At 45.1% G+C, this 12,231-nt stretch carries 12 protein-coding genes; 6 read left to right on the top strand and 6 right to left on the bottom strand.

What is annotated here, in order from left to right; translation table 11 throughout:
* Positions 1-122: 122 nt before the first annotated feature.
* Positions 123-1,499, bottom strand: coding sequence for an MATE family efflux transporter (locus AC6R00_RS22790; RefSeq protein ID WP_500642052.1), 1,377 nt, complete (start codon positions 1,497-1,499; stop codon positions 123-125).
* A gap of 102 nt (positions 1,500-1,601) precedes the next feature.
* Between AC6R00_RS22790 and AC6R00_RS22785 the strand changes: the two genes are divergently transcribed.
* Positions 1,602-3,038: a DUF2867 domain-containing protein gene (locus AC6R00_RS22785; RefSeq protein ID WP_500642051.1), complete on the top strand. Its 1,437-nt coding sequence runs from the start codon at positions 1,602-1,604 to the stop codon at positions 3,036-3,038.
* A 31-nt stretch (positions 3,039-3,069) separates the two neighbouring features.
* On the opposite strand, the gene AC6R00_RS22780 is transcribed toward AC6R00_RS22785, so the two are convergent.
* The 3 genes from AC6R00_RS22780 to rsuA form a co-directional block, all read right to left on the bottom strand.
* Positions 3,070-3,729, bottom strand: coding sequence for a DUF2913 family protein (locus tag AC6R00_RS22780; protein WP_500642050.1), 660 nt, complete (start codon positions 3,727-3,729; stop codon positions 3,070-3,072).
* Positions 3,729-4,934 carry a Bcr/CflA family multidrug efflux MFS transporter gene (locus tag AC6R00_RS22775; protein WP_500642049.1) on the bottom strand — a complete coding sequence of 402 codons (1,206 nt, stop codon included), beginning with the start codon at positions 4,932-4,934 and terminating at the stop codon, positions 3,729-3,731. The genes AC6R00_RS22780 and AC6R00_RS22775 overlap by 1 nt, the downstream gene beginning before the upstream one ends.
* A gap of 192 nt (positions 4,935-5,126) precedes the next feature.
* Positions 5,127-5,828, bottom strand: coding sequence for a 16S rRNA pseudouridine(516) synthase RsuA (gene rsuA, locus AC6R00_RS22770; protein WP_171321597.1), 702 nt, complete (start codon positions 5,826-5,828; stop codon positions 5,127-5,129).
* A gap of 73 nt (positions 5,829-5,901) precedes the next feature.
* On the opposite strand from rsuA, the gene radD reads away from it, so the two are divergent.
* The 5 genes from radD (at position 5,902) to AC6R00_RS22745 (ending at position 11,030) form a co-directional block, all read left to right on the top strand.
* Positions 5,902-7,641: a DNA repair helicase RadD gene (radD, locus tag AC6R00_RS22765; RefSeq protein ID WP_500642048.1), complete on the top strand. Its 1,740-nt coding sequence runs from the start codon at positions 5,902-5,904 to the stop codon at positions 7,639-7,641.
* Positions 7,642-7,711: 70 nt separating this feature from the next.
* Complete coding sequence (locus AC6R00_RS22760; protein ID WP_500642047.1) at positions 7,712-8,110, top strand: PepSY domain-containing protein; 399 nt, start codon at positions 7,712-7,714, stop codon at positions 8,108-8,110.
* Positions 8,111-8,123: 13 nt separating this feature from the next.
* Positions 8,124-8,783, top strand: a complete 660-nt coding sequence (locus tag AC6R00_RS22755; RefSeq protein ID WP_004748768.1) for a response regulator transcription factor — start codon at positions 8,124-8,126, stop codon at positions 8,781-8,783.
* Positions 8,773-10,113: an ATP-binding protein gene (locus tag AC6R00_RS22750; protein WP_500642046.1), complete on the top strand. Its 1,341-nt coding sequence runs from the start codon at positions 8,773-8,775 to the stop codon at positions 10,111-10,113. Before AC6R00_RS22755 ends, AC6R00_RS22750 begins: the two co-directional genes overlap by 11 nt.
* 149 nt (positions 10,114-10,262) lie before the next feature.
* Entirely contained in the window at positions 10,263-11,030 is a 768-nt protein-coding gene (locus AC6R00_RS22745; RefSeq protein WP_500642045.1) for a DUF481 domain-containing protein, read from the top strand.
* A gap of 61 nt (positions 11,031-11,091) precedes the next feature.
* Here the strand turns inward: AC6R00_RS22745 and AC6R00_RS22740 are convergent, their stop codons facing one another.
* Positions 11,092-11,544, bottom strand: coding sequence for a hypothetical protein (locus AC6R00_RS22740; protein WP_004748771.1), 453 nt, complete (start codon positions 11,542-11,544; stop codon positions 11,092-11,094).
* Positions 11,537-12,229 carry a winged helix-turn-helix domain-containing protein gene (locus AC6R00_RS22735; RefSeq protein WP_500642044.1) on the bottom strand — a complete coding sequence of 231 codons (693 nt, stop codon included), beginning with the start codon at positions 12,227-12,229 and terminating at the stop codon, positions 11,537-11,539. Before AC6R00_RS22735 ends, AC6R00_RS22740 begins: the two co-directional genes overlap by 8 nt.
* Positions 12,230-12,231: the final 2 nt, after the last annotated feature.

Below are 12,231 nucleotides of genomic sequence, written 5' to 3'. Positions count from 1 at the left end.
TATACTCTCGAAAACCTTAAAAATAGGAATGTGAATCTACACTAAATCGGCGAATCAAGAAAGTATTTTGGATACTAGATCACAAGATATGCATCGAAACACTATAAACTTACGTTCAAAGTCTAATTTTCGATCAAATTTCGAATCCATTTACGCGTTTGCATGCGATAGAGAGACGCGAACCACTTAATGACCTCTTCAGTCAAAAACAGCACATAAATCCATTCAGGCTTCCAGCCTAACCCAATCGCAGCAAAAGCGGCTATAGGAATACCAACTAGCCATTGCGCGACAAGGTCTTGATATAAACAGAACTTGACGTCCCCCCCAGCTCGAAGTACGCCAACAATGGTCATCATAGGTACAGATCGAAGGATAATGCCGACACTCAGCACCAGCATGAATTTCTCCGACAGAGCTCGGGTTTCTGCAGTAAGCGCACTAAACGCATCTAAAACCAAACCTTGAACCAGATAAAGCACACCAGCTACGACAACGCCGACAAGGACACTAAGTATCGTTACCCCAATTGCTTGGTAATACACTTCATCGTATTTCTTAGCCCCAATTTGGTTGCCGACTAACACAGCGGCAGCGTTTGACATCCCAATCAACAAAGCCAGCGCGATCGACTCTACCGGCGACATCACTGACAATGCCGCCAAACCTTGTACGCCAGATTGCCCCATAATGGCATGGTAGGCGAATAAGCCACCTGACCAAGCAAGAAAGTTAAATGTGGTTGGGAGCGATAACTTCAAAAACTTGATGACGCGTGTCCACTCCAGCACATTGCGAATATCGTACAGACTAAACGCAAGCAGGTGCTTTTTGGCATACAAGTAGCCAAACAAGGTCACAACTTCTATTGCGCCACTTAACACAGTCGCAATAGCCGCCCCTTTAATACCCATGGCTGGCACACCCAACTTACCAAAAATGAATACCCAGTTAAGAAAGATGTTGGAGAGAATCCCGATGCCGCTGAAGAAGGTACTAAGGCCTGGTTTGTGCATCGCTCTTAGTCCGACCGCCATACTGGCAACGCACGCAACTGCAAACATACTTACTGAGGTGATCACTAAGTATTCAGCACCTAACTGAATCACTTCTGGATCATTGGTTGCTAAGCCCATCACCTGAGTTGGAAACAGAATAAACAGCAAAGCAGTTATTGCGGCAAAAACCATACATACGAGCCAAGTCAGCGCAGTACTTTCCCGTACCCCCTTGCGATCACTCGCTCCCCAATATTGGGCAGTAAGCAGAGCGCCTCCTGTAGTGACCCCAACCAGCATAATCGTAGTAACAAAAGTGGCACGAGCAGCAACACCAACCGCAGCGATTTCAGCTTCACCAAGCTGACCTAGCATCAATACGTCTACCAAGCTTCGGCTAGAAAACATGATACTTTGTAAAGTAATCGGCAGAGCTATCGCAATCAAGCGCCTAATGAAATCACCACGGGTATGGGTTAAGACTTGGGAAAGAGTTATCAATCGCGCACCTCAAAATGCAACAGTATGAAAAGAGAGAAAAAATGAGTCGACTATTATATGATCAGTCGGAATATGAAACCATAAAAACCACAGGGATTAGGGATGAAAAATGTGCTGGTTTTGGGTGCTTCTGGATACGTAGGCTCACAACTCCTATCTCAGCTATGTGATCGAGGCTATCATGTTACTGCGGCCGCTAGGCAGATTGACTACCTTAAAGCCCGTGTTGAGCCTCATCCAAACCTAACGCTACGCTATCTCGACCTTGCTGACGAGGCTGCAACTAAAGAATTGATCCCGCATTTCGACCTTATCTATTTTCTGGTCCACGGCATGGCGCATGGGCACGATTTCTTAAACTACGAAATTTCACTAGCCGAGAATTTTAACAATGCCCTAACCCAGAGCACCGTGAAGCATGTGATTTACCTAAGTGCGATTCAGCCGCAAACTGGTGATTCTAGCCACCTTAAAGCACGCCGAATGACAGGAGATATTATTCGCAAATCAGGCGTACCGATCACTGAGCTTCGAGCTGGGGTGATCATCGGCCCGGGTTCTGCGGCGTTTGAAATCATGCGTGACTTTGTTTACAACATGCCGATTCTCATTACACCAAAGTGGGTCGAATCCAAAGCAAATCCCATTGCGCTAGAAAACCTCAATCACTATTTGTTATCTGTTGCCGAAGAATCGCCAACACAACATCAGCTCTATGAAGTGGGCGGACCGGATACACTCAGCTATCGACAGCAGTTCCAAGTCATCGCGAATACAATCAAAAAGCCTATCTCAATTTGGCCTACTTCCCTGTTAACTCCTAAGATGGCTTCGCAATGGCTTGGCGTGGTGACTTCCGTCCCATCAAGTATCGGGGCCGCGTTATTGTCAGGGCTAGAGCATGATTTCATCGCTGATAACCAAGCCATTGATCGTAAATACCCCCAGCCTCTCATCACGTTCAACCAAATGGTTACAAACAGTATTGAGCAAGAAGGTAAATTTGTTCGAAGTAATGTTTGGGGCTTTGACCCTGCTGCCCTCTCTCGCTGGCAGCCGGGCTATGGGTATTATCCAAAACAGACTGGCGCCGAAATAGAAACCGAACTCTCTTCCGCTCAGCTATGGAAACTCGTCAAGCAAATAGGCAGTAGAAAAGAGGGATACTTCTTTGCTAATACTCTTTGGCGTACCCGAGAGTGGCTCGATATCTTCTTTGGTGGTGGAAAACCCATTAGACGCTCTCCTCCTGGTCCTGAGTTACAGGTTGGAGACCATATCGATTCTTGGAAAGTGATTCGATGTGAACAAAATCACTTCATCTCATTGCTGTTTGGTATGAAGGGCCCCGGTTTAGGCCGCTTAGAGTTTTTGATTGAGGATTTGGGAGAGAAAAGAAAACTAACCGTCACCGCGTGGTGGCACCCGCAAGGCTTTAGAGGTCTTTTGTACTGGTTTGCGATGATGCCAGCTCACCTTTTCATCTTTAAAGGCATGGTCAAAGCCATCGTTAAAAAAGCAAAAGAGCTTCCACAATAGAAGCTCTTGTCGATGCATTTTCTTAGGTATTTTACACCGTTAAACTGAGTGGTATCTCTGCTAATCGGTCGCCTCGGTTGGCTGGAAAGACTAAGTATTCACCGTGATATTTTACGTTGGATTTATAGTCCGTCACCTTATGAACCATAAAGCCGGCCGCAGACGCTTTCTCAACAAAATCAGCATGGTGACCACGCACAAACCAACTCATTGGTTTGATCATATCTTCACCATCAAAGCTGCTTTCACACTGCTCTGTACACATGGCAAGAGAATTTGGTCCCTCAGTAAAGATTTGCACTTTCCCGCAGCCAACCAGTTCTTCCGAGGTTGTTACTTCCCAACCCTGCTCTTCCATCATGTCGATGAAGTTATTGATCTCATAGTCTTTAACAATGCGATCTTCTTGGCCTTGAGGGAAAAACTGAGCATAAAACTTAGAAATACGCTGAAACGTCTGCATTAAGCCCGCATTGTTGCCCTTTGAGCGCCCCGTCTTCTGCCAACGGATTAAATCGTCCGCCACAACACGTGGAAACTGTTGTGACTTAATGGCTTTAGTAATCCAACGAACCAAATAGAGGTTGTTTGCTGTTGGCCCATTAGTGAGTTTGCCAGCTTTATGCTCATTGGTAATCTCTTCTAGAGCCTTATTCACTAATTTTTGTATTTCTACCGTATACTCAGACATTACGCCTTTCTTCCAAATATCCAATAACAAGCCGCAGAGATGACTGAGCATGCACTCATCACTGTAATCATCGGCCATGTTACACCGCCAGGCATCATTGCCACGACAGCACCAATAACTGAACCTGTACCAAAGCGCAGAGTTCCTGCCAACGAAGACGCGGTTCCCGCCATCGTTGGGTAGCCACTTAACAACAGTCCCATTGAGTTACTACCAATTGTCGATAATGTACCAATAAACATCACAACAAAAATAACCGTTCCCCATAGGCCCGCATCTAACAGCCAAGTAACAAACAAACCAATACCCGCAATGAGTTGAACAATCAGTCCAAAACGCAACATAGTATGTGAGCCGACCTTCTTAACCAGTCGCCCGTTGATGCTTGTCATTATGATCATCGCGACAATGTTCAAACCAAACAGATAACCGAACTGCTCTGGCCGCACACCATAAATATCAATGTAGACGAAGGAACCGGCCGTTAAAAAGGCAAACATCCCAGCAAACGAAAATGCTCCTGAAAAAATCAGCCCCATCGCCACAGGGTTTTTCGCCAGTTTGATATAATTACGTAACGTATTACGAATTCGAAATGGCTGCTTGTTCTCAGCGCTTAACGTTTCTGGAATCTTCCACAGCACTAAGCAAATAACGACAACAGAGAATGCTGCCAGAATCCAGAAAATCGCACGCCAACCGAACCACACCGCAACATATCCACCAATCATAGGGGCGATAAGTGGCGCGATGGTAATGACTAATGTGACGAACGACATCGCACGGGCAAAGTCTTCGCGGTCAAACATGTCTCGAACAACGGCTTGAATAATCACCGCAGCAGCAGCGCCTGCAAAGCCTTGCGCCGTTCGGACCCAAGTTAACGCTTCAATACCGGTTGTTGTGGCACTCACTACAGCTGCAAGCCCAAAGAAGAGCACTCCCAGAATTAAAACCGGACGACGACCATAACTATCGGCTAATGGCCCATGAATCAACTGACCTAACGCAAATCCAGCGGTATAAGCAGTTAACGTAATTTGCACCGCCCCTTCAGCAACACCAAGATCTCTGGCGATCGTTGGCATTGCAGGCAGGTACATATCAATAGCTAATGGGGTTAATGCACCAATGGCACCCAAAACAAGGAATAACAGAAAACTGATTTGTGGGGCCTTGGTTTGATCTAAGGTTCTCTCAGACATAAATCTCCTACTCGGTTGCGAATCAGATGCAGCTTCCGTGCTGCAACCAAACAGAATAAATGAGCACTAAAAGTGCTATGGACTGCTGCCTTTATGCAGTTAACAGACCTGAATTGAATCGATCTATATTCAATCAATTCTGTCTAAAAGACTAGTTCCTAGATGGAAATAAAGTATTTCCTCAATAAAGAATTAATTCCAAACAGAGTCAATTTCTTCTTGAGTTAAATAGCGATATTCACCCGGTTCTAAGGTTTCGCATAGCTCGATTTCACCAATGCGCTCACGGTGAAGATGCTCAACTTTATTGCCAAGTGCAGCAAACATACGCTTCACTTGGTGGTACTTACCTTCGGTGATGGTCAGTAACACTTCTTTCTCGTCTTCATCTACCACTTCTAACTTCGCAGGCAGGGTCAAACCTTTTTCATTTCTTAATTGAATACCTTCGGCAAACTTCTCTGCATAATCCGCTTGGAGCGGATCAACCAGCCACACTCGGTAAGTTTTCTCACACTTGTGTTTAGGCGAAGTGATTCGGTGCGACCATTGGCCATCATCAGTAATCAAAACAAGACCCGTAGTATCAACATCAAGGCGACCAGCAAAGTGCAAGTCTTCCATTTTGACTTCATCTAACAACATAAATGCCGTCTGGTTGAAACCATCTTCATGCGAACAAACAAAACCATCTGGCTTAAAAAGCATAATGTAGCGAGGGCCCGGCTTTTGAATCTCTCGGCCTTGCCATTCTACCGTGCACTCTTCAGTCACTTTAGTCGCGCCACTTTTCTGCACCACGTCATTGACGGTAACATCACCACTTTTAATGATTTTTGTTGCTTCTTTACGTGTTGCCCCAAGTGCATCACATAGATATTTATCTAAACGCATGAATACCTCATCTTTGCTAGGTGGGGTATTATAGTGCGACTAGACTAAATAGTTGAGCTATTTCACACATTTTATGTATACACTCCGTCCTTATCAGGCTGACTCCGTCAAAGCGGTCATTCATTATTTTCGAAAACACTCGTCACCCGCTGTGTTGGTACTCCCAACAGGCGCAGGTAAAAGCTTAGTTATCGCTGAGCTGGCTCGCTTGGCCAAAGGGCGTGTATTGGTGCTTGCTCATGTAAAGGAACTCGTCGAGCAAAACCATCAAAAATACGAAGGATACGGACTGAAAGGCTCGATATTTTCAGCGGGGTTAGGTCGTAAAGAAACCGACCAGCAAGTCGTTTTTGCTTCAGTGCAATCTGTCGTGCGCAACCTCGATCAGTTTAAAAACCAATTTTCACTTTTGGTCATCGACGAATGTCATCGAGTGCCCGACGACAAGAACACCAGCTACCAAAAAGTCATCAACCATTTGCGCGAGCAAAATGCAGGCATAAAAGTGCTTGGGCTCACTGCCACACCTTACCGTTTAGGCATGGGCTGGATTTACCAATACCACACACGCGGACTAGTTCGCAGTGAGGAACCACGCTTCTTCCGCGACTGCATATTTGAGCTGCCTATTCGCTACTTACTGGATGAAAAATTTCTTACTCCAGCACGCATGATGGATGCGCCCGTACTGAGCTATGACTTTTCTCAGCTCAAGCCCGCGAATACGGGTCGCTACAAAGAGTCGGAAATGGATATGGTGATTGATAAGGCGAAACGTGCAACACCACAAATCGTCGAGCAAATCATTCTTATGTCTACCGGTAAGCAAGGTATTATGATTTTTGCTGCGACTGTTCGCCATGCTCAAGAAATTTTCGGCCTGCTACCAGAAGGACAAACCGCCATCGTGATCGGCGATACGCCAACACCTGAACGTGATGCCATCATTCAAGACTTTAAAGAGCGCAAAATTAAATACCTTGTCAACGTATCAGTACTGACAACGGGCTTTGACGCGCCGCACGTTGATTTAATTGCCATATTACGACCAACCGAGTCGATTAGCCTTTATCAGCAAATTGTTGGACGCGGATTGCGTCTATCTCCGGGTAAAGAGGAATGTTTAGTTCTAGATTATGCAGGCAATAGCTACGATCTCTATCAGCCTGAAGTGGGTGATGCCAAACCCGATTCAGACAGCGAGATCATCACCATTCCCTGCCCTGCTTGCGGCTTCAACAACAACTTTTGGGGAAAGCTAGACAGTAACGGTTTTCTACTTGAACATTTTGGTCGCAAGTGCCAAGGGTTCTTTGAAGATGAAGAGACTGGCGAACGTGAACACTGCGATTACCGATTCAGAGCTAAGTATTGTGGAGAGTGTGGAGCCGACAACGATATCGCTGCGAGAATCTGCCATGAATGCGATGCCACTTTGGTTGACCCAGACAAGAAGCTTAAGGAGGCGTTAAACCTTAAAGACGCTCTTGTTTTTGAGTGCTTAGAAATGGCTTTAAGCGTTCACAAAGATGACAAAGGGAAAAGCAGCTTAAAAGTCTCTTACATTGGAGATAATCAGGCTCAAGTGAGTGAATTCTGGTCATTGACGACGAAGAATCAGAAACAACGCTTCAAGGATCAGTTTGTTCGCCCTCACCTAGCAGACAAACATAGGCCTTTTGAAGACGCTTCACCGACTAAAGTGGTGAATAATCAACACCGATTCCGTCCACCTCAATTTGTTATTGCAAGGAAGTCAGGACGATTCTGGAAAATGCGAGATAAGATTTTTGCTGACGAGTTAACCAACTAAGAGCTAATTCATTTGGTGTTCATCTATCAACACGTATACTGACTCACAGTAATTTCAAGAAGGTAAGATTATGTTGAAGCGTCCGTTAGTAAGTCTGACAGCCATATTGGCGTGCGTCTTTGTTTCATTTCCAACATTGGCTAAGAAGCATCATGATGAAGATGGACATGCGCTAGTTCAAGACGTGCATAAGCCTGGTACGCGAATCGAGTTCGAAGAAGACCAAGATGAGGTCTACGACGCTGTACAAAAAGGCTATGTTCGCCCATTTTCTGAAATGTTTGCGGCGGTAGAGCGTGACTTAAACGGTCGGATCATTCATGTCGAGCTTGAAGAAGATGATGATATTTGGGTCTATGAACTTAAATTGAACCACAATAACAATATCATCAAAGTTGAATACAACGCCGAAACCCTTGAAATGCTGCAAATTAAAGGCAGAAACATAAAAGAAGCACTAAAAAAATAGAAGATTGAAGCTTATGAAAATTCTTGTAGTGGAAGATGAACCGCGTCTAGGTGAACAAATTGTCGACATTTTGGAACAAACCGGTTGGGTTCCTGAACTGTCTCAAGACGGTATTGATGCGCTATACCGAGCGACTTCAGAAGAGTGGGATGCGATCGTGCTCGATCTAGGTCTGCCAAAACTCGACGGCCTAACGGTACTCAAAGGCATTCGAGACGAGAACATTAACACGCCAGTAGTGATTCTTAGCGCTCGTGACACCTTAACTCAACGCGTAGAAGGCTTAAACGCAGGCGCAGACGATTACCTAACCAAACCATTTGAAATGGTCGAGTTAATTGCCCGCATCCGAGCTCAACTTCGCCGCGCTTCTGGTAATGCCTCTCCTGTTATGCAAGTCGGTAATTTAAGTCTTGATACCCGCACTTCGAAAGTGATGTGGCAAGGCCAAGCGATTAGCCTGACAGCGTTGGAGTACAAAGTTGTCGCTTACTTTATGCATAACCCCGAGAAGGTCATTTCACGCACAGAATTGGTCGAGCATATTTACAAACAGGATTTTGACCGTGATTCAAACACTATCGAAGTGTTTATCGGTCGAATTCGCAAAAAGATCGCACCGAAAGTCATCAAAACAGTGAGAGGCTTGGGGTACCAGCTTAATGCCGAATAACAAACGCTCACTACTTAAAAGACTGAGTTTAAAAAGCCGCTTAGTTCTAGCGGCTGTAGTTTGGCTAACGGCTATGGTAATAGCGGTTGGCGTGAGTGTGCCTAACCAAGTCTTCAACTATATGGCTGACGACGCAAAGTCTCAGTTATCCATTTATATGGATGAGATTTCCGCAGCGATAGAAGCCGATGAATCTGGCAACATCACTCTGGCATCTAGCCTTTCCGATCCCCGCTTTAATCGCCCGTATAGCGGGTTATATTGGTCTGCGAAAACCGAGACAGATTTGCTTCGCTCACGCTCTTTGTGGGATCAACGCATCGAGAGCAAAAAGAACGGTAAAGAATTCGTTGGCGCTCGCGATGAAAAGCTCATCTACATAAAGACCAAGCTCTATTACCCAGATTATGATGGGCCGATTGAAGTTCTGATTGGTATTGATGAACAACCCATTGAAGATACTGTTCGCGATTTAATGAGTCAGCTGTGGATTATTCTCGCTCTACTCTACTTCGGTGTTTTGGCAGTAATCATGTTGCAAGTCCAATGGTCGCTAAGTCCACTCAACAAGATGCAAAAAGAGTTGAACCAGCTTCGCTCCGGAGATAAAACAAGCCTAGATGAAGAGTATCCGAAAGAGGTGGCTCCGGTCGTTTCCGATCTCAATGCTCTGGTTTTCCATTACCAAGAATTGCTTGAACGCGCTCGCCATCATGCAGGCAACCTTTCTCACGCGCTAAAAACCCCTTTGTCGGTGTTAAGAAATGAAATTGGTTCGCTCGATAAGGAGACACGAGACTATCTCTTGCCTCCGGTTCATCAAATCCAAAGCCAAATTGATTACCACTTAGGCCGTGCGCGAATGGCTGGCTCTAAAAATATTCTCTCTGTTCGCGCTAATCCTTCTGAGCGCGTAGATGCGATTTCGATGGCGTTTGACAAAGTATACGCCGAGCGAGGTGTTGCTTTGATTAATGAACTCGACTCAGACATCGAAGTTGCCGTCGATGCAACTGATCTAGACGAGATGGTGGGTAACTTGCTAGAGAATGCCTACAAGTGGTCTTGCAATATTATTCGTGTCCACTCTCAAGAAAATGAACCGGGCACCATTGAGATCATTATCGAGGATGACGGTCCCGGCATTGACGATGAAGATATTCAGCAAGCACTTAAGCGTGGTGTAAGATTAGACGAAACTACGCCAGGAACTGGCCTTGGACTGAATATCGTTAACGAAATGGCACACAGTTATCGCGGTAAGCTTGCGCTATCAAGAAGCTCGATGGGTGGATTAAAAGCCGTCCTTGCGTTTAATACATCGAACTAAGTCAATCTTGAGTCAGACCACAATGAAAGCGACGCAATCTGCGTCGCTTTTTAGTTGTTGAGAATGATTTAGAGTGATTCAGTACTGACTAAGGTTATCGAATTCGATAATAGACTGACGAATAAAAACTATGTCAGCTCTGTTAACAAATGAAAAACGTCCCTTTTACCTTATCGGCCTTATCATCGATTTTAAGCCTGCTGCTGTTACCCTCTCTTTCTTTTGCACAAGACGAGGAAAGCTCTGACGTTGAAGAGTCGCCTTTCACCGCTCAAACCAAACTTGGCTTTATCTATACAGAAAACACCAGCTCTTCTCTTTCTGTAAATTCAGCTTTGTACCTCAATTATCAACAAGAGTCTTGGCTACATAAGGCGTCATTTGAAAGCTACTATACTGACGCCGACAATGCCGATGATGGGGCAAATCGCTATACGGTCAATGCGGGTTCAACCTATGACTTTGCAGAGAAAACCTTCGTCCGTGGTGCTGGCCGATTTGAAAATGACTTGTATGGTACTTACCGTAAGCAGTGGATATTAATGAGCGGTATTGGTGTCTATTTGGTTAACAATGACATCGTAAAAACCTCAATATCTCTTGGTCCAGGTTATCGAATCACGCAAAGACAGCCGTTCGATTCTGAATACCCAGACCAAATGAATTATGAAGTCATTGCTTCTTCTACCCTCGATAGCTCTATTGTTTTCTCGGAGAGGCTTTCAATGGGCGCAACCTTTGACGTGGCACACGGTGAAGAGAACACCCATTACAACACTAAGGCATACATCAAGAATACCCTAATGGCGAACCTGTCTTTAGTTTTCGACGTTGAGTACATCTACAACACAACCGTTGCTGAAGACCAATCACCGGATGAAATCTACAGTACGATGAGCTTAAGCTATGATTTTTAACGCTTACTTAAGCCCTATACAAAAACAGCGCCACTAGGGCGCTGCTCTCTCTTAACTATGTTTATGACTCCAAATGTAAAGCCACTTTCTTGCCGACTAATATTGAGCCTTTATCACCAATATCGATAAGGTTCATTAGGCCATCAAACGAACCCGGTCTAACAAACAGTTGCTCAATCACCCCTCCTTTCGCTCCCTCTAGGTCAAGTGGGGTGTGCGTATCATGCATGAACAATATTCCGTCTGAGTCCATGCTGTACTGCCCTTTGCCTGAAAAACCAACTTGGCTTTGCGGTAACATTGCAAACACGCCATAAGTGTTGTTTTCATTTAATGTCAGTTCAAGTCTCATTGGCAAAGACGTAGAGAAGACAGTTGATGGCTCTTCAATATGAATGTGTGCCACCGTGCTACTGGTAAAATGCCTGTTTGGCTGATCACCAGTATTAAAGGCAATACCGACTCCAACGCCTAACCCCAATATCGCTGCGCCAAGGATAATTTCTTTATTCACAATTCACTACCCCACTTTGATTGCTGAAACTGACAGAACGACCCTGCTCATCAAGCATTAAGCTAAGCTCATCAAACTGATACACCGTTGGATTCTGGTAATAGATTCTTTCGCCATTGTTTGTTGGCTCATACCAGCACTGGTTATAAGTTTTAGCAACATACTGGCTAGAGATCAGTAGCTCTTTAGCTAGCATCGTCCCAAAGAAGCCAATCACAATCGCAGCAGCAAACACCGAAGCGGCTTTATAGCTGATTGACGAACCTACTTTTGGTGGGGAAAGCTTGCGCTGCTTATCAGTCTGCGGTGTTTTCTTCTGTTCGGTTGCCAATGGTTCATTCTGAGAAACTTTAACTTCAGAGAGGCATGTTATCTTTTTAACCGTACCGATAAATTCATAGCCCACGCCACGCTCTGTGCGGATGATTTCACCAGAGCGATCTTCTAAGCCGCGACGACAACTGGATATGGAGTGCAGCAAACTGCTGCTCTCCACGACAATACCGCGTTTATGCCAAACCTCTTCCATAAGTTCATGCTTGCTCAATACCTTTCCTTTATGAGTAAACATGTAGGTCAACAATGAAATCTCATTGATACCAATTGGGTGACGGATCTGGCTCTTAAGGCTTTGAATATAGCCGCCAGTGTCGTCAAGTATGTGAGTTCCGTTGATTAGCAGCATCG

This window comes from Vibrio sp. R10-SF1-ISO8 (genome assembly GCF_059833805.1).
The sequence above is the reverse complement of the archived record's forward strand: the minus strand, read 5'-3'. Positions and strand labels throughout refer to the sequence as shown.

What these genes read in the sequence shown, in the direction of transcription:
- AC6R00_RS22750 (WP_500642046.1), top strand. Translation starts at nt 8,773, where the DNA reads ATGCCGAATAACAAACGCTCACTACTTAAAAGACTGAGTTTAAAAAGC.
- AC6R00_RS22775 (WP_500642049.1), bottom strand. Translation starts at nt 4,934, where the DNA reads ATGTCTGAGAGAACCTTAGATCAAACCAAGGCCCCACAAATCAGTTTT.
- AC6R00_RS22785 (WP_500642051.1), top strand. Translation starts at nt 1,602, where the DNA reads ATGAAAAATGTGCTGGTTTTGGGTGCTTCTGGATACGTAGGCTCACAA.
- AC6R00_RS22755 (WP_004748768.1), top strand. Translation starts at nt 8,124, where the DNA reads ATGAAAATTCTTGTAGTGGAAGATGAACCGCGTCTAGGTGAACAAATT.
- radD (WP_500642048.1), top strand. Translation starts at nt 5,902, where the DNA reads ATGTATACACTCCGTCCTTATCAGGCTGACTCCGTCAAAGCGGTCATT.
- AC6R00_RS22735 (WP_500642044.1), bottom strand. Translation starts at nt 12,229, where the DNA reads ATGCTGCTAATCAACGGAACTCACATACTTGACGACACTGGCGGCTAT.
- rsuA (WP_171321597.1), bottom strand. Translation starts at nt 5,828, where the DNA reads ATGCGTTTAGATAAATATCTATGTGATGCACTTGGGGCAACACGTAAA.
- AC6R00_RS22780 (WP_500642050.1), bottom strand. Translation starts at nt 3,729, where the DNA reads ATGTCTGAGTATACGGTAGAAATACAAAAATTAGTGAATAAGGCTCTA.
- AC6R00_RS22760 (WP_500642047.1), top strand. Translation starts at nt 7,712, where the DNA reads ATGTTGAAGCGTCCGTTAGTAAGTCTGACAGCCATATTGGCGTGCGTC.
- AC6R00_RS22745 (WP_500642045.1), top strand. Translation starts at nt 10,263, where the DNA reads ATGAAAAACGTCCCTTTTACCTTATCGGCCTTATCATCGATTTTAAGC.